This window comes from Microbulbifer sp. THAF38, assembly GCF_009363535.1.
Taxonomy (GTDB): Bacteria; Pseudomonadota; Gammaproteobacteria; order Pseudomonadales; family Cellvibrionaceae; genus Microbulbifer.
The window spans coordinates 2,227,849-2,245,460 of the sequence record NZ_CP045369.1 but is presented as its reverse complement, the minus strand read 5'-3'; the positions used below and the strand labels follow the sequence as shown (position 1 = coordinate 2,245,460).

At 44.6% G+C, this 17,612-nt stretch carries 13 protein-coding genes; 7 read left to right on the top strand and 6 right to left on the bottom strand.

Annotation, left to right across the window (positions count from 1 at the left end):
- Positions 1-4 precede the first annotated feature (4 nt).
- Positions 5-598 (bottom strand): carboxymuconolactone decarboxylase family protein, encoded by a 594-nt coding sequence (locus FIU95_RS09540; protein ID WP_152453557.1) that lies wholly within the window; start codon positions 596-598, stop codon positions 5-7.
- A gap of 317 nt (positions 599-915) precedes the next feature.
- Here FIU95_RS09540 and FIU95_RS09535 point away from each other — a divergent pair, with 317 nt between their 5' ends.
- Positions 916-1,554 (top strand): hypothetical protein, encoded by a 639-nt coding sequence (locus FIU95_RS09535; protein WP_152453556.1) that lies wholly within the window; start codon positions 916-918, stop codon positions 1,552-1,554.
- A 210-nt stretch (positions 1,555-1,764) separates the two neighbouring features.
- Here FIU95_RS09535 and FIU95_RS09530 read toward each other — a convergent pair whose 3' ends face one another.
- The 3 genes from FIU95_RS09530 to FIU95_RS09520 form a co-directional block, all read right to left on the bottom strand.
- Entirely contained in the window at positions 1,765-2,748 is a 984-nt protein-coding gene (locus FIU95_RS09530; protein WP_152453555.1) for a hypothetical protein, read from the bottom strand.
- A 459-nt stretch (positions 2,749-3,207) separates the two neighbouring features.
- Positions 3,208-4,632 (bottom strand): serine hydrolase, encoded by a 1,425-nt coding sequence (locus FIU95_RS09525; protein ID WP_152453554.1) that lies wholly within the window; start codon positions 4,630-4,632, stop codon positions 3,208-3,210.
- A gap of 413 nt (positions 4,633-5,045) precedes the next feature.
- Positions 5,046-5,837 (bottom strand): SDR family NAD(P)-dependent oxidoreductase, encoded by a 792-nt coding sequence (locus FIU95_RS09520; protein WP_172975365.1) that lies wholly within the window; start codon positions 5,835-5,837, stop codon positions 5,046-5,048.
- A 112-nt stretch (positions 5,838-5,949) separates the two neighbouring features.
- Between FIU95_RS09520 and FIU95_RS09515 the strand changes: the two genes are divergently transcribed.
- The 5 genes from FIU95_RS09515 to FIU95_RS09495 all read left to right on the top strand — a co-directional run bounded on the left by FIU95_RS09515 (position 5,950) and on the right by FIU95_RS09495 (position 12,915).
- On the top strand, positions 5,950-6,294 hold the full coding sequence (locus tag FIU95_RS09515; protein ID WP_152453553.1) for a helix-turn-helix domain-containing protein: 345 nt from the start codon (positions 5,950-5,952) through the stop codon (positions 6,292-6,294).
- A gap of 241 nt (positions 6,295-6,535) precedes the next feature.
- Positions 6,536-7,135 (top strand): short chain dehydrogenase, encoded by a 600-nt coding sequence (locus FIU95_RS09510; RefSeq protein WP_152453552.1) that lies wholly within the window; start codon positions 6,536-6,538, stop codon positions 7,133-7,135.
- A gap of 391 nt (positions 7,136-7,526) precedes the next feature.
- Positions 7,527-9,029: an FMN-binding glutamate synthase family protein gene (locus tag FIU95_RS09505; protein ID WP_216646330.1), complete on the top strand. Its 1,503-nt coding sequence runs from the start codon at positions 7,527-7,529 to the stop codon at positions 9,027-9,029.
- A gap of 580 nt (positions 9,030-9,609) precedes the next feature.
- Entirely contained in the window at positions 9,610-11,367 is a 1,758-nt protein-coding gene (locus FIU95_RS09500; RefSeq protein ID WP_152453551.1) for a hypothetical protein, read from the top strand.
- Between the two features lie 294 nt (positions 11,368-11,661).
- Entirely contained in the window at positions 11,662-12,915 is a 1,254-nt protein-coding gene (locus tag FIU95_RS09495; RefSeq protein ID WP_152453550.1) for a site-specific integrase, read from the top strand.
- 137 nt (positions 12,916-13,052) lie between these two features.
- Here FIU95_RS09495 and FIU95_RS09490 read toward each other — a convergent pair whose 3' ends face one another.
- A complete protein-coding gene (locus FIU95_RS09490; RefSeq protein WP_152453549.1) occupies positions 13,053-13,454 on the bottom strand; it encodes a hypothetical protein in 402 nt (133 codons plus the stop codon).
- Positions 13,455-14,161: 707 nt separating this feature from the next.
- Positions 14,162-15,538 carry a polysaccharide lyase 6 family protein gene (locus FIU95_RS09485; protein ID WP_152453548.1) on the bottom strand — a complete coding sequence of 459 codons (1,377 nt, stop codon included), beginning with the start codon at positions 15,536-15,538 and terminating at the stop codon, positions 14,162-14,164.
- Between the two features lie 959 nt (positions 15,539-16,497).
- On the opposite strand from FIU95_RS09485, the gene FIU95_RS09480 reads away from it, so the two are divergent.
- On the top strand, positions 16,498-17,517 hold the full coding sequence (locus FIU95_RS09480) for an alpha/beta hydrolase (RefSeq protein WP_152453547.1): 1,020 nt from the start codon (positions 16,498-16,500) through the stop codon (positions 17,515-17,517).
- Positions 17,518-17,612 lie beyond the last annotated feature (95 nt).

Genomic DNA, 17,612 nt, shown 5'->3' with positions numbered 1-17,612 from the left:
CATCTTATGTTGAGGGCGTATCCGGCTCTTGATCATCTTCGCTCGGAATACAAACATCAAAGCCATTTAAAATGGCTGAGACCTGATGGTACCCGGCGACCAGGAAAATCAATTCCGCGGCGGAATCCTCACCAAAAACCTCAACAGCCATTTTCCAGGTAGCCCTGGGTAGGCGGCCACCAGCCGCCAAAGAAACTGCAACGCTGTAGGCAATGCCTTCTTCTCGGCTTAAATCAGAAGGACGCTCACCTGCGGCGATCGTCGCTATTTTATCCGCTTCCAAATGCAGCTTTTCACCAATAGCCGAATGCGCATAGAGTTCATAGCCCGCTTTAAAATGCGCTCCCGTAGCCAAAATCGCAACTTCCCGAACAGTCTTTGGCAGCGAAGGGTTATCCGCTATCGCCTTCACATAATCCCACCAGGGCTTGCCAAATTTTGGATAGCGAATTGCCGGCGCCCAAGGCCCTAGCAAAGCCCCATCTTTGCGACTCTTAATAAACCCTGAGAAGTAGCTTTTCATCTCAGTACACATGTCTTCGTACAGTGGCTTTTGTTCTTGGCTGAGGTCACCGGGAGCAATGGGGGGAATACGCATTGAAAGACACCTTATGGGTTCGGCAAGTTGCTCTATTTAGAGGAAAGTCTAGCTCGTTCATATTTAATGCATAGATTAGACTTCGCCCCATAGAAACCGGGGGCTTCATTTCAAAGAACTTTTTGGCTGACACCCAGTCAAACCTGCAACCTCGCAAGCCAATAGGTCTTCTCTTTTCGGAATCTTGTCGGGGCATTATACGGAAGTGATATTTACATCAGATGGACCTCCAGCCTCCACCCTTAGTTCATAAAGATAGCGAAACATCAATTTCGTGGCGCCTTTGGATTTCCCTGGCGATCGCGCTTGGCCTACACATGGCTTTATTGATTATTCCAGTTGTTCTGCCATCAGGTAAGCAGGTGAACAATCAATCGACAATTAAGCTTGTCTTACAATATAAAGATCCGACTGCCAGCTCGCCAATTAACAACTCCGATAGCCCGGCCAGTGCCGACAAGCTCGAAAAATCAGCAAACATTACGAAACCGAAAGTAAAAGGGCAGGCTGAAGTATTGCCTGCTGCTACAGCAGCTGAAAAACCTAGCTCTCCCGGAATCCGGCAAAAACGTGATGCCCCAAATAGAGAAACAATCAATGAACAAAGCAGCACAGCAGTTACTACTCAGCCCGAAAACTTATCGCCTCAAAAAGCCACTACTTTAACGGTTCCCGCTGAATCTGGAGCAAAAAACAAAGCGGTGGTTTTTGATCCGAGGTTAAAGAGAGCTTTGGATCGAGAGAACAACAAAGTTCGCCAGCTTCAAACAAAAGATGCCCTCTATACAACAGCGACAGGCACTTTTGTTCAACTCGATGATAAATGCTTTGACCTGAAAGATTTACCGGCTGGCAGTAATAGCGATCTGAACCCCTGGTTTAGAGCCAAATGCCCCACTAGTTCCAGGTCTCAAGCGGATATTGATCGCCTAGCAGAGAAATATGGAATCCCATAAACTCCTGGTTAAATTTTACGCAACCTGCTTTAAACCCTCACCACAATTAGTCTTGTCAATTACAGATGGTAATTCATTGATAGAATTTTTAGCACCAGCAGACTTGTTGGAATTATGCGGGCAGTTCATTAAATCCGAAGTTAAATATCTATTGTAGCAATAGGGAAATATTCAATGATTCCCAATTAAATGAACTACCCCGGATTTTATTTAATGGTTAAGCAGGCTTGGGTGTATTTTTCGATTACCCAAAATGCCTCCCACAACCTTCCCAACTTCTACTTCAGAGGGGAGTTGTGCCACATCATGGGCGAACCATGCCAGTGAATCTGCATTATCTACCGCTTTTACCTCAGCAAGCTTTGCCATATGTGATGCCGCTGAATCTTGCCCACGTAACTGGTTTAATGCCTGTTCTACAACGCGCTCAAAAGCTTGATCATGGGTGAGACCTTGTCCTTCCATATAAATTTTCATATACATACCACCCTCACTAATTGCCTGATCTAACTTATCTACAATGCCTCCATCCTTGAAGTACCCGGGGTCCAGATCCACTGTTTGCGCGTATTTGTGTGTTCCCTCGTGTATCAAAGTAACAATGCAGAAATTTTCACCTCTTTTCCAAATTTCTTCGAAGTTCAAGCAGATGGGATGCTTGTAATCTGTCTTAAAGCTCCCCCCATTGAGGTACCCTCCACCTACCGTCGTCAGCTTATAGTTATTTGAAAGATACCTGGGCACACTTTCAAAGATGTCCACCCACACAAAACCCGCCATTTTTTTTGTGGGGTTCCCCAGACCCACTGCTGACATGGCAGAAGTTTGAATTTTTGCAAGGGTAGGCATCATGCTCACGTCCGCACACTCCACCCCACTGCTCAGTCCCCTCTGAGTCTTAGTTAACCGCTTGAGTATCGCGTTTAGACAACTTCGGTATCTGTCGCTTGGACAATTCGCAGGAAGTCCGAAGTAGTAAGAAAGTAAATTATTAAATTTGCCAGAAACCTTTTTGGGGGACACAAGGGCGGTGGTACACATTGCCTCCGCCCGGGACAGAATGGTTTGTGCTTCATCCAGCCAACTTTCAAGTGATTTTTTCACTTTCGTTTGAAAGAGTACCGGTGCTGTGTCCTCTACCAACACGGAAAATCCAACACCCTGATTGATGCTGCGACTGATTATTTTTGTCATAATTACCTTCCTGTGATTTCCTAATGTTCCAGCGATAGAGATTATTGTTGTAGGACCAACGCTGAGGGAAAGAAGATCAGCATTGTAATATTGATTCTTATGACAGTACATTAGGTTTTTAGAAATGACCCTGAAGCAAAATTAATTCTCAATTTATTTTGAATATAACTTTTCTAGTGTTGCTTTCAGGACTTCTTCCTGAGACTCCTCATACACTAATGAGGACGAAGGGGGTGATACGTCCCGTAATCTTATGGGCCACTTGAGCTGTCTTTTTCTTATTTTAGAGTATGTTGGTAATTGGTAATCGCCGGCCGCTATGTTAGCTGTCCTTATTAATGCCAGCTCAATCACGAAGTATAAATCCGTGCATTTTTACTGTGTGTTGGGAGGGTAAGGGCCGCCTTTTATATAAAAAGAGTGGGGAGAAGAGCTTAAGCTCTTCTCTGGCCCCCCAAGTTAAGGTATACGCTTGTAGATATAGGTTTTGTCATCTTGTCGAAGAGTCAGCGTAAGGGCAGGGCCCATATCAGCTCCTTCAAATTCGATAGTCAGCCCTGGTACCATCTTAGATGCATACGTTGTAGGCGATTGTGGCCGAATGACGAACTCTCCGTATCCCGCTGAAACAATGAGGCCCGTATAGCCACGACTGATCTCGATGATATCGTCCTTTGCCTGCTCGTAACGACCGATACCCCTTAAAAGCACTTTCTCTGGTAAAGTGATGAAATCTGGGGTGGGAATGACCTTAGTAGATACCGATTGCTGGGGATTCAAGAAGTGATGGCCTATATCATCCAACCCTTCGCCACTGGCAGCATCTGCCAGAGCGACAACTCCGGCTTTCCGTGCTGGGTTAAAGCCCATAAATGTACGTGATCCATCGCTGCTGCCGTTAGACCAATAGTAGGTTTCTCCATGGGTAGTCGTCTTGCGCCAACCCAGAGCCATTCGAGTGATATCACTGCCTCCCGGTCTATCGATCGACAACATCAAGCGTGAGGCAGCCACCAAATCCTTTGGGCCGCGACCGCTGATAAACAGATCGAGTAGCGTGAGGAGGTCATTAGCGGTCGAGCGCAAGCCGCCAGCCGGTGCGAGCACACCATCGCTAGTTGGGCCAATCGGGCTGAGGTAGAAGTCATGGCCTTGAGCGCGTCGTGCTGACTTTCTTGGATCATCCTCTAAAGAGGTATCCCTTAATCCCAGAGGCCCTGTCACACGCTCTCGCAGTATCTCTGCAAAAGAGCGGCCTTCCTTCAAAGCGATTCCTTGACCTAAGAGCCCAAAAGCCAAGTTTGAATAATTGAATTGAGAACCTGGACAGGCTTGCAGATGGTAATTGGGTAAGCCGCCATACAGCTGCTCAAGGGAGTAACCTGCATATTTATTCGGCGCATCGGGTGCCGATGCTGCAAGGTTGTTGGGTCTAAGTGGCAATGAAGCGCCATGTGTAGCCAAGTCGGCGAGGGTGATTTGTCGCCCCTCAAAAGTGGGAGCCTTTACTCCGCTCGGTACGTAATCTTGAAGCGGGTCGTCGAGTCGTACCCTCTTGTGTACGACTTCAACGGCCAATAGCAGGGCTGTAAAAATCTTAGTCAGTGACGCAACTTCAAAAATAGTATCACCATCTAGCTGGTAGTCATCCTTGGCTTCAGGGGCCCGAACGGTAATGATGCGACGCTCAGAGGACTTCAGGGTGCCTGTGACCGCTGCATATGCCCTTTGCTGTTTAAGAATACGGTGACGCACAAAGCGTTGGAGCGCATCTTCATCATTCCCTGTATTATTTGATAAAGCGCCTAACGCAACGACTGGCTGGGGTAGGGCATAAGCAGCGGCAAACCCCAAAAAAAGTTTTGAAAAATCACGTCGATCCATGGCGATTAGTACCTGTTTAGAAATCAGTCAGACATATGAGCATGCTATTGCTGTACCCAATCCAAAATTAACCCAAAAAACGATCAAGTTTGTGAAAAGTATTGATTGATGATATTGCCGAAAGTTTCACATATTCATATGTAAAACTTTCAATGGGTACAAATTGATGATTTTAGATGGGTGACTACTGTTTGACTAATTATTGATATGAATACACAGTAAGTAATGGCTCGACCCACTTGCAAGAATCGTGATAACCGTACCCATCGCAATGGCCTTTATGGGAGCTGGCATTATTGTTTTATCCGCTCCATTTAGAAAGTGACCAAGCCAATTAGTTGGCTCAGCCACAATCCCCACTTGGATATAGTTAAGCTTTATTTGTTTATGCTTAACAAGCTAATAGATATCTATTAATTTCTTCCAGCAATTACACCACCATCTACATCCCAAATTGCACCAGTAACCCAGCTAGAGCATTCACCTAGAAGAAAATTCACTACATTAGCAACATCACCTGGTGTACCAATTCTTCCAATTGGATGAAAAGAATCAAATCCAGATAGTGCTTCATCTATTTCACTAGGGTCAATGAAATTCTCATAAATTGGCGTTTTAACGACAGCTGGAGAGACTGCATTAACTCTTATATTGTGCTCGGCTAGCTCCATGGCCAAATGCTGAGTTAGTGCATGGAGTCCGGCCTTTGCCATTGAGTAGGCGGATGATGGAGTGGCCTTAATAGCTTGCTGAGCCCACATAGAACCAATATTCACTACACTACCAGAGCCATGCTTTATCATATTCTGCGCAACGGCTTGGGTAATAAAAAATAACGAACGATTAATTTCTAGATATCTGTCATAGTCATCCTTTTCATGCTCTAGAAATGGCTTGGGATTGAAATAACCCGCAGCATTTACCAAGTATCGATAATGGGCCTCATCTTTCTCGATAAGCTCTGTGAGGGCACTGACATCTTTTTCTTGGTAGAGATCTGCTTGAAGAGTTTTCACTTCACCATAAACAGATAGATAATCCTCTGCCTTTTTTAGCTTTGCTTCCTTACTACCAACGATTATGGGCGTTATTCCTTGCTTTATCAGCTGCTCCGCAGTAGCCAGACCAATTCCACTTGACCCTCCCACAATAAGTGCCAGTTCGCTAGTCTTTTTGTCTTTTACTTCAACTGTAGTCTCGTTCACAACTCTTCCTCGATCAGGTATTGTAGATGTTGTGTAAGTAGTCTAGGCAAAGCAAAGCCCCGATGAAAAGTAGGTACAATTCGGTATGTTAGTTACTTTTTGGTAAGTATTTATGGAACCAAGCGGGAAGAAAGTCCTAAGAAAGGCACCACCTAAACAAAGTGCCCGGATGGTGGAGACCATCTATGGCTGTAAATGGTCGCTAACAGTCTACGGTTTGCTTGCGCTGGAAATAAATCGTCCGGGAGAGATGGTGAGTAGTGTAGAGGGGTTGAGCGCAAAAGTGCTTAATGAATGCCTTCGTAAAAATGTTGAATTTGGTATCTTGGAGCGTGTGAGCTATAACGAGATTCCGCCCAGGGTGGAATACAAAGTTACAAAATTTGGTGAAAAATTTCTAAGTATTTTGGAAGAGCTAGAGAAATTACAGGATGAGATAGATCAAATGAACCCATAGTGTAAGTTTTAACTGAAAAATTCTATTCCACAACCAAACCCATTTCTGCTCTCTTTTTATACGTCAAGGGTTTCACAGTACTGTGTAAGCTGCCCGGTATTAGTTGAGTTCCTAGGAGGACAAGGGCCACAAACGAGCTAAGCTAATACCTTCATTAGGGTGTTCGTTTGCTGACGAAATTGTTTCCAATTTGGCCGCGAATAACTGAAGGTTTTAACCAACAAACTAAGGGGGTTACAGTATGAAGATTGTCGTCATAGGCGCTAACGGCATCATTGGTCAATCGATTGTGGCTGAACTTAAAGAGCATGAAGTTGTGAAAGTGGGTCACAGCAAAGGTAACTACAGAGTTGACATTGAGGACAGGGGATCTATCAAGGCCATGCTTGAGAAAGTCGGCCAAGTTGACGCTGTTGTTTCAGCCACAGGAAATGGCGTTTTTGCGTCAATTGAGGAGCTAACCTTTGATCAAATTAAGGCAGCTATCAACAGTAAGCTGTTAGGGCAAATTAATATTTTCCAGATTGGCCGCGCCTATGTTCGAGAGGGTGGCAGTATCACCCTAACTTCAGGTGTTTTAGCTCAACATCCTATGCGGGGCGGTTCTGCGCTGAGCCTAGTTAATGGCGCTATTGAATCCTTTGTAAAAGCCACTGCGTTCGAACTCGACCATAAGCTCCGTTTGAATGCTGTTAGTCCACATTTTGTGAAAGAGACCATGGATATGATGGATATGGATAGCACCAGTGGTATCTCCGCATCGGACACTGCAAAAGCTTATCGTCATGCTGTTTTAACCAAAGAAACTGGACAGACTTTTGATGTAGCAGATTATATATGAGCCTTAAAACTGGAACTTGTTGTGGGGCTTTTTGTATTTGATATGTAGTTTATTGATGGTTGTGTATTAATTGATACACTAGCTTTTTGTGGCAAGATTGATCAAGTCGTGGGCTATTAAAGTAACTGCATAGAATATCCACGTACATGCGATTGACTCCGAGCCGGTAGAAAACACATTTTTCAAGGAGAGCATACAGCAATAGCCTGTACGAAATACGATGATGAAACTATCCCTATTCAATCGCTATACATTTTTTGGCTGTTGTTTACTCACGACTCTCATCAGCCTGCCTTTGCTTTACTCTTACTCCTGGCTCTGGCCTGTGGTCACAATCAGCGGCCTTCTAAGCCTCCTCGGAACTTACGATTTAACCCAGAGATACCACGCAGTGCGTCGCAACTATCCCATATTGGGTAATATTCGTTATCTGGTGGAGCGTATTCGTCCGGAGCTACGCCAGTACCTATTAGAAGGAGAAGAAGACGAGCTGCCTTTTTCCCGGGCCCAGCGCTCCCTGGTCTATGCCCGGGCCAAGAATGAGAATGCCTCCAAACCCTTCGGCACCCTGATTGACGTCTACGAACCGGGTTTTGAGTTTATCAATCACTCCATCCAACCCAAGGAGGTCAGAGAACACCAGGACTTCAGGGTGCTCATAGGGGGGCCACAATGCAGCCAGCCCTATTCGGCCTCGATCTTTAATATCTCCGCTATGAGCTTTGGGTCGCTCAGTGCCAACGCCATCAGGGCCCTGAACAAAGGCGCCAAGCTGGGTGACTTTGCCCACGATACGGGGGAGGGCAGCATCAGCCCCTATCATCGCGAGTTCGGTGGCGATCTGATTTGGGAAATAGGCTCGGGTTACTTTGGTTGTCGAACCCCGGACGGCAGCTTCGATCCAGACCGGTTTAAGGCGCAGGCCCACAACCCGCAAATTAAGATGATTGAGCTAAAACTCAGCCAGGGGGCCAAGCCCGGCCATGGCGGTATCCTTCCCGGACACAAAGTTACTGCTGAGATAGCGGCCACCCGCGGCGTGCCTGAAGGAGAAGACTGCATTTCACCATCCTGCCACAGCAGCTTTTCCACCCCCCTCGGGTTACTGGATTTTATTCAGCAACTGAGAGAACTTAGTGGCGGTAAACCGGTGGGTTTCAAGCTGGCTCTCGGCCACCCCTGGGAGTTCATGGGCATCGCAAAGGCCATGCTCCAGACCGGCATATTGCCTGACTTCATCGTGGTGGACGGCAAGGAAGGGGGCACGGGCGCAGCACCGCTGGAGTTCTCCAATCATATCGGCGTACCCCTGCGAGAAGGACTGCTGTTCATCCACAACACCTTGGTTGGAATGAATCTGCGAGACAAGATCAAGATAGGGGCCAGCGGCAAGATAATCTCGGCTTTCGATATTGCCAGCGTGCTGGCCATAGGGGCCGACTGGGCTAACTCGGCGCGCGGCTTCATGTTTGCGATCGGCTGCATCCAATCCCAATCCTGCCACACCAATAAGTGCCCCACGGGGGTGGCCACCCAAGACAAGTTACGACAACGAGCCCTGGTGGTACCGGATAAAGCCAGCCGGGTGCATAATTTCCACCACAACACCCTTCAAACTCTGGCCGAGATGCTAGCCGCCGCTGGATTGGAGCATCCGCAACAGCTGGAGGGGAAACATCTGGTGCGCCGCACCGGTGGCACAGAAGTGCAGCTGTTTTCGCAAATCCACGTCTTCCTTAAGCCCGGCGAATTACTCAGGGAGCATGACGAGGGGGGCTTCTATGCCCGAGCCTGGCGTATGGCTCGTGCAGAAAGCTTTGACCCAACCGAGAACGATCCGACCAGCAACGATTTTAAAAGCGAGGCCGTTACAGCTGAACTTACATCCAGTTGACCAAACATCATGAGCGCTCGGCCTGTTGTGAAAAAGCTGCGTGGTTATCAACCTGAATCGGGAAACTGCTCTGGCTAATTCATAGAGGGGAAGGGCGCTTACCACTATTCAGTGGACAGCACCGGGATTTAAACCAATGTCCAAATCTGAAAGCATTAATATTCTAAGCAGTCGTACAATGTCTCATCTCTCAATGACGTGCCGTGGTACTGATTCCACACCACGCGAAAATGCGGTGCCAACTGTGTCTGAAAATACTCGACAAGGAAGTCAATCAATACGCGGGTATTGGATAGCAGCATTTTATGGCCGGAGTCATAGACCACTACTGCTCCCAGATCCATATGTCAGTCCGGCAGCATTCGCATCAACTCTCCTCAGCGACTCCCAAGACATCATCAAGCCTTTGTGATCAAACAATAGTTGGCGGGTGGTTCCTAGTAAAAATTATTTCCTTTATCCCCCTGCATCCTACTCTCTACTTAGTTTTGAATTTTGTTAGCGCATCAAGCTAGCAATAATTAAGGCCAAAAACGTTGAATCTTCCGCAGTAGCGGTCATGAGTAAGGCAGGGGCACCTGTGAGAACCACGACATATATTGCACTTTCGTTACTTTTAACTTTCACAGTTCCAATTTCTGCCAACGCCCAGTGGGCTATTCCAGAAATAGGGCCTCCAGCTTATCCCGATACACTATGCAAACAGGCCAAGCCCCATTTCGACAGGCTATATAAAGCACCAGTCGATGAATGCTTTAATGGCATTGGTCAACCCTATCCAGAGTTAGTGAACGGCGCCTGTTCGGCGGGAGAACCTAAACGCAACGGTACGCGGATTTGGGGAATGGCTGAATCTCCCCAATTTTTATATTGGGGAACCGGCAGTAATTTTCTCTGTACCGCACAAGCTTCTCCAACCGCAGTATTAACTCCGCTATTAGCCCCAACCCAGGGTTGGGTGTGCGAGTTTGCCGATGGAATACTCGCTCAGGAAAACCCAAACCTTAAAAACCTTGGTGACTGGCGGGCACCCTCTGCCTACCGCATGGATACTTGCACACTTGAAGTCACAGAAGTTACTCCCACTTACGATCCACTTCTACAGGACATCCTTGGATTACGCTCGGGTGGCTACGCGGGCGACGTGATTTTTCTTGCAGGGCCGGGTGGTATACAGGAGGGAATTGCCGGCGTGGGCGGTGGTAACAGCATTATCATGTTGGCTTGGCAGGCAAGTACCGGACGGTATTTGGGTTCAAAGAAATTTGCTGAATATTCTAATATCCGTGAGTTTCTCAACCATGAGGGCGTTTTATATACCGGTGTGCGATTACAAGAGGATCTTGGCGGATCGGGCCGGGTTCTGCGTTGGATGGGCGATCTCGATGATCCATTCAATTTTGAAGTCATCGGCACTATGGAAAGTACTCCGGCCGACATGACGATACACGACGGACGTATATTTTCGTCTACCTGGCCGAACGGTGATATTGAAACAGGAGAGGTGCAAGCCTACGCCGGGATAGTGATGAGCCCCCAAATACCTTTAGGTGGGTTCATGCCCGGTGATGTCGAAGAGTGGGAGGAAGTCTGGAATATTACCGAGTACGAACCAGACCCTGTCAACGCTCGGGCCTATGCCGGTGGAGATATTACTTCATGGCGTGGGAATCTCTACTGGGGTACGATCAACTTTCCGTTCGCTGGATTCAGAAGCCATGTTCTTGCCTATGGTGAGACGTGGGGTACTCCTATTGGAGAGCTGGACACCATTACGGCAACCCATAGAGCAACAACAGTATTCCGCGGGAACAACTTTGAAGGGGAAGGGCAGCCAAATATTGAAGTTCTCTATGGGTATGAAACGGTTCAGGCTTGGGACCCAGATCTCAACAAGTTTGTGGAAACGCAAACCTTGGCCGGGCCTCCAAAGCTAGGAGGAGCCGGATTGGGCTGGCTGTTTAATGTATACACTTGGCGCTTGGGAGTGACTGGAGACAGTCTGTATCTGGCTACACTGGACGTCAGCTCACTTATACCGAGTGTAATTGATCTTGCGGGTGAGCTTCCCGCGGAATTGCTGATTCTCCTTGAGGATGCGCTATCCAACCCAACAATCTCTGGTGCAAAACTCTATCGTTTTTTCTCTCCAGATCTACAGGCAATCCCAGCCACTTTAAATGGTGTAGGTAATTCGGGCAATTTCGGTTTCCGTACGATGATCAACCACCCAACTTTTATGTGGCTGGGCACCGTAAACCCCTTCCATCTAAATCCCGAAGGGGGTTGGGAGTTGTATCGGTATGCACCGACCACACCGACTACTCCGGTTCAGTAGTAATGAGGGGATGGGGCGAAGTCTGATAGATTCAATTCATGTTTTCTTTAGGTGGGAGCACTACAAGAAATCATCGGCGAGCTGGACTTGATACGAGTTCGGCCAGAGCATCGCAACAAATCGTTCCCACAGGAGGGAGAGACGTGGTTATCGGAAATAGCCGTCAAGAAAAAACTTCAAACCTAGGCCCTGTAAGGGCTCCCACTATATCCGATATTTGTGAATATCGGATATTTTATAAATGAGCTATTTCCCGTATAATTTTCTGAATTCCAACAACAACTTCATATTTCTATGTCTGCCTCCAACCAGCCACCAGCACCAATCATCGACAATCTAAGCAATCTTGAGAATCCGTTCCGCTGCAGTAGTTTTTCTGCCAGCCGTTATCTCAACAAGCAGATTCCAGATGCTGATACCGATCTGGAGTTCACGCTTAAATTTCTTTACAGCTATAACGGTAGCCAGGCAACCTTTAATAGTTATCGGCGAGAACTTGAGCGACTGCTGCAATGGACTTGGCGTGTTGAGGAAGTTTCTATCTTGTCGCTCAAGCGTGAGCATATTGAGGATTTCGTTCAGTTTTGTATTGAACCGCCGATTGCCTGGATCGGCACCAAAAATGTTGCCCGTTTTAAGACTGTAAATGGCGAGCGTGTTGTTAATGCCGATTGGCGGCCATTCGTAGTCAGCGTGTCTAAAGTTGAGTTTCGTTCTGGTAAGACGCCATCACCCAAGGATTTCCGGCCATCTCAGGCTGCCATCAAGTGTATCTTTACAGCGCTGTCTTCTTTCTTCGATTTTCTCTTTCAAGAAGGCTTGGTTCCAGCTAACCCTGTAGCATTGATTCGGCAAAAAAGTAAGTTCGTGCGGCGTGAGCAACAAAGCCAGGTGGTTCGACGCATCAGTAACCTGCAGTGGGACTATGTGCTGGAAACTGCCGAGATTATGGCTGAAATGTCGCCACTTGAGCACGAGCGTACACTATTCATTATGAACGCCCTATATGCCATGTACCTGCGCATCTCTGAGCTGGTTGCGGATGAACGATCTGCGCCTGTAATGGGGGATTTCAAGAAGGATCGCGACGGGAACTGGTGGTTTCACGTCACTGGTAAAGGTAACAAAGGCCGTGCCATTACTGTTTGTGATCAGATGTTGAGCGCTCTGAAGCGCTACAGAAGTCATTTGCAGCTCCCTGCCCTACCCAGTATTAATGAGCAGACACCGCTGGTGCAGAAATCTCGCGGTAAGGGACCTGTTACCAGTACACGCCAAGTGCGGCTAATCGTACAGAACTGTTTCGATGCTGCTTACCAGCGTATGGTTGAGGAAGGTCTAGGTGAAGATGCAGAAGACCTAAAGGCAGCAACGGTGCACTGGCTGCGGCATACTGGTATCTCCGAAGATGTGAAGTACCGCCCGCGAGAACACGTCCGTGATGATGCAGGTCACGCAAGTATGGCAACGACAGATCGGTATATCGATTCTGATATGCGTGAACGACATGAGAGCGGGCGTAGTAAGCGGGTTAAGGAGGTGCTGTGAAACTACTACCCTGCTCTATATTTTAGATTTGGCAAGTCCAATAAATCGGACTTGCTAAAGCATGAGACAATATTAGCTAGCCAGAAAATCAGGCTGATGTAGGCAAAAGTTTTTCCTAGTACTTTATAGGCTATTTTTTAGTCCAAGATCCAAATTCTGTCTGCCTTTAAATAATTTTTTTCAGTACCATCCATAAATACAGTGACAGTTTTATTAGATGAGAGAGCTGTAAGGCAAGTTGAGTAAAAGTAATCTCCAAACTTGTCATTCAAGCCATCCTTGTATTTATAAATAGCACCAGCCGTTTCGGTAATAGTGAAACCAACTCCTTGAGCATCACTTATATCTGCGGGAGTATCAAAATACAATAAAATAAAACCATCCTCATTGACATAACATCTATCAACTTTTCCTGTGTAACGACAAAAACTTCCCTCACATGCTGGTGCTGCAGACCAAGTATATGCACTACTGAATACACATAGAGCAGCAAGGATTCCAAATAAAGAATTTTTTCGGTGGGATTTAGTTACTACCATTTTTCATATTCCTAGCAAACTATCTAACCAAACATCTATATAATAACTTCGAGATAATACACAAAACTTGATTCTTTAAGCAATAGGTAACCTTCAGGAAAGTAGCATTTGGATTTTGCTACATGTAATTGAAGACCGAGAAAGAGTCAACTAATTCATTCTCTTTTCTCCTTAATTTAAATTGGATACTGATTAACTGTTAGTAGATTATCACTATCCGATAGTTGAAGCGGCCTAGTTTTTTGGATATTGGTAGAACTAATATTCACCGTTGGCTGGAAGAAATAGACACTAATAGAGGCTGTTTCCCACTTAATACTCAAAAGAGAAATTGTACGTTCTGGTAGAGCGATTACGCCCTCAGGAGTTAGTGGGAATGTCTATATAGCTTTTTTAAACACCTCAATCTGTAACCAGGAAGACAGGAAGACAGGAAGACAGGAAGACAGGAAGACAGGAAGACAGGAAGACAGGAAGACAGGAAGACAGGAAGACAAAGAGTGGCATTGATGTACCTAGAATTCATTTTCGCCTCAAAGTTATTGAGTTTTTACACGGAATAATGATCCAGACCTGACCAAAAGCATCAATTTTTCAGAAAGCAGTATGTTAAATGGATCTGAATCACTATATTTAAACTTTTCTCACCATGTACAGTATTTCTATATAAGAAACCTGATATCGCTAACTTCACCAAATGATATGGATCACAACAATAATCTTCTAACTGGCACTAACCATGACATATTTGAATCTACCTCAGAACCCTCGGTATATGGGCCAACATCGCTTACACTTAATGGTCGATACGCAGAAAAGTCAATTAAATCTAAAATTTCATCAATGCTAAAGACTTCATTAAATCCATGAACTCCTCCAAACCCATCGCCAAGCGTCGCGCCAAAATATTTATTCCCCTTTGCGACTGTATTTTTCAAATAATCATCGGACAAACCCTTACTACCAGTATCAACCAATTTAGTAAAAGATTCAGAGCCTCTTGTTCGATAAATCACATTATTTGTAAACATTACATTTTCAGCAGGGATATCCGTATTATAACCTCCAAGACCCTGGCCAATGAGCAAATATCCACTATTTATAATAACATTAAGGTCTATTTTAGCATTAACTACCGGACCATAAAAAGGATATTTTGGATCTTTGGGGTTCGATTCACCATCCATAATAGAAAGAGGCGCCTTATCAATTCCCTCCATGTAATTACCCGTTATCGTGTGATCCTCTCCCTGAAATCTAATCCCCTTTGTATTTACGACTCCCTCCCCCAAAAAGATATTTCCTTTCGCCAAATTGTTGTCACCATGCCTAAAAGTTAGCGATCCCATGGAACGAAGAAATGTATTAAATTGTACAATATTCCTAGAGGTCTTTACGCTAATTATTTCTTCCTCACCACTAGCCTCCTCAAACAAATTAAACTCAATTAAAACATTCGTTTCACGGTCTTTACCTTCAACCTCTTGTCCCACCTGAATTGTCTCATATCCATTACCATCACCCCGCTCAATATTGAAAAAATAGTTTCTCCTAATTATATGGTTCATGGGGTCGTTATAAGGCGGCTTTAGCTGCAGTAACTGTCCTTTAGTTTTTTTATTCGCAAACAAGTTATGCTCAACTATAATATCTTTAGCGCTTTCTCTAATCTGCAACCAGGTTCCAGAATTGAGACCATCAAATGTACAATTACGAATTACAATATCTTTTGTATCAATGTGATTTCTGTCATCACCAACGACCAACTTCCCATTATCCTGAAAGTGTATACCATCAAAGACCATACCATCACCAGTAAGGGTGTACTCACCCGTAAAGTAAACCTTATCACGTTCTTTTGGTATGATTAATATAGGGTTCTCCCGCGAAGCATTTGCCTTTAATTTATATCTGCCAGGATATTCACCGGATTCGAGATAAATAGTATCTCCAGGTTTTGTAATAGCTAACCTATTGCTGAGGGTAGCACCAGAATCAACAGTATAAGTCTCGGCATTTACACTTACTGACTTCACCGTACAAATAATCGACATTGAAAATAATACGAATACATTCCTAATCATTTGCGGCCCTTCTACAAATACGGATTAATTTTTAAAAATTTTAAATTTACAACAACCATGAAAGATTAATAGTCTTCCCCCCCCAAAAAATCCTTTCATACACTACTAATATAACTGCGACACAGTATACACTCCTCCCATTATGATTACCAAAATCATAACTGTGATACATAATAGTGGGCATTAGAGTGGAATCTTCCGAGAGTGAGCACCCTACAGTACCTCCTAACAAATAAATCCTAAACTTTAAGGCAACTTCTAAAAGTCAAAGGCTTCCTTTTTATTTGAGTAGCAAGCATATCTGACAAAAGCATCCATTGAGTACCAGATTGTGCATCCATTACGTGCTGCTGCCCATTGAACGAGAGGCAGCAAAAGTGTCAAAATTTCCTATCTTCAAAAGTGAGATGAATTCAGACTTAACTTTTTGAGTTTTCATAGCACATCTAGCTGTCTTGGATATAGTACAACTGTACTTCATCACTACTATATAGACGATGGATACTTCCTCCTAGATCAGCTGATCGCTTGAAGCACCATGCATTAACTTATGTTAAAGAAGATCTAGTAAGAGATATTCAAGATCTCATGATCGTTACAGCCTACAGGTTAAGCATACCGATATTTCTGAAGATGTTAAGCGGCATCCCCACGAGAATGTCCGTGAAGTTACTAGAGCGGCATGAGTGTAGACGCAGAAAACGTGGTAATAAAAAGGAATGGTAAAACTATCCGTCTACTCTACTGGCAATTATACACTATTCTAAGTTAAAAAGATTAAGGTTCTCTAATGAGCTTGAACCTGCAAGATATTAAATGACACCAATGAAATTGGGCCTAGATACTAACTTTCCAAGCCTTACCTTTACTTTGTAAAAGTATATCACTAAATAATATAATAGATAGCAACTTTAACCAAGCAAACTATTTGTGAAACAGAAAATTTACCTGTGCGCCATATGAATAAACTACAGTTACATAATGAATTCAAGCAATATAAAGCCAGCTCAATTTTAATCAGAGTGCTAACTGTTATCTCAATATGTATAGTTATCTCTGCCTGCTCTCAAAGAATAGCTAGCTCAATAGAAAAAGCTGAAAATTTTTCTTTTGTTGACAGAATAACTACCGAGCGCATTGAAGAGCTTGGCTTCAAGAGAACCGAATATTGCTTACCTGATAATAAGAAATGTATTAGCTATTATTACGGCTCACCTTTAGTCGACAACAACCTTAACTACTCTGCAACATTAGGTCGGGGTGACAGAGAGAATATTGTTAAAATTAACTTAAATAGAGACTCCCTAGATCGAAGTTACCATGGCACAGTAGTCTTACTGCATGGATTTCGTACTTCTAAAGAATTCATGCTGAATTCTGCTCTTTATTTTCGCTTTCTAGGGTTTCAGGTTATTGTTCCAGACCTTCTCGGTCATGGTGATACTGGTGGTAAGAAGAAATATGGGGTAGATGATAGCAAATATATCAACTCCCTTATTGACAACCTAGTTGAAGAGGGAGTCATCAAAGACGAAAACATATATATTGTAGGAAGCTCTTTGGGCGCCTTAACGGCCACACATATTTCTTCTTTAAGATCAGACATTAACGGAATCATTCTCTTAGCTCCGATGCCGCAATTTGATGAGGCCGTATACAATTATATGAAGATCGACTACCCCGTGCTTAGCAGGATCATCCCTGAGAGAGACATACGTAAGGGAGCGGTTATAGCTCTAAAAAGAGCTAATATTGATTTGAAAGATACCAACATACAACCCCTCTTAAAAACCTCCCAGACCCCAACACTACTAATACTCTCAAATTCAGACCAAGTTTCTCCATATGCAAATTACAAACAATTGAAGAAAAACAATATCAAAATATTCAAAGTTAATGGCAGATATCACCCAAGTATGAACACAATAGGAGATGTCGAGCATGAAGCGATTATTAAATGGCTCAATACTACTCAATAGCAGTGCCTATACAATTTCGGTTAAATCCTAGATTCTCACAATAACCGACACACTTGGCGATAGCGAAGGAGGCCAGCTGGTTGTAGGCTAGTAAG

Excerpts from the sequence above, each read along its gene's own strand:
- FIU95_RS09540 (WP_152453557.1), bottom strand. The coding sequence starts at position 598 with ATGCGTATTCCCCCCATTGCTCCCGGTGACCTCAGCCAAGAACAAAAG.
- FIU95_RS09535 (WP_152453556.1), top strand. The coding sequence starts at position 916 with ATGGCTTTATTGATTATTCCAGTTGTTCTGCCATCAGGTAAGCAGGTG.
- FIU95_RS09530 (WP_152453555.1), bottom strand. The coding sequence starts at position 2,748 with ATGACAAAAATAATCAGTCGCAGCATCAATCAGGGTGTTGGATTTTCC.
- FIU95_RS09525 (WP_152453554.1), bottom strand. The coding sequence starts at position 4,632 with ATGGATCGACGTGATTTTTCAAAACTTTTTTTGGGGTTTGCCGCTGCT.
- FIU95_RS09515 (WP_152453553.1), top strand. The coding sequence starts at position 5,950 with ATGGAACCAAGCGGGAAGAAAGTCCTAAGAAAGGCACCACCTAAACAA.
- FIU95_RS09510 (WP_152453552.1), top strand. The coding sequence starts at position 6,536 with ATGAAGATTGTCGTCATAGGCGCTAACGGCATCATTGGTCAATCGATT.
- FIU95_RS09495 (WP_152453550.1), top strand. The coding sequence starts at position 11,662 with ATGTCTGCCTCCAACCAGCCACCAGCACCAATCATCGACAATCTAAGC.
- FIU95_RS09490 (WP_152453549.1), bottom strand. The coding sequence starts at position 13,454 with ATGGTAGTAACTAAATCCCACCGAAAAAATTCTTTATTTGGAATCCTT.
- FIU95_RS09485 (WP_152453548.1), bottom strand. The coding sequence starts at position 15,538 with ATGATTAGGAATGTATTCGTATTATTTTCAATGTCGATTATTTGTACG.
- FIU95_RS09480 (WP_152453547.1), top strand. The coding sequence starts at position 16,498 with ATGAATAAACTACAGTTACATAATGAATTCAAGCAATATAAAGCCAGC.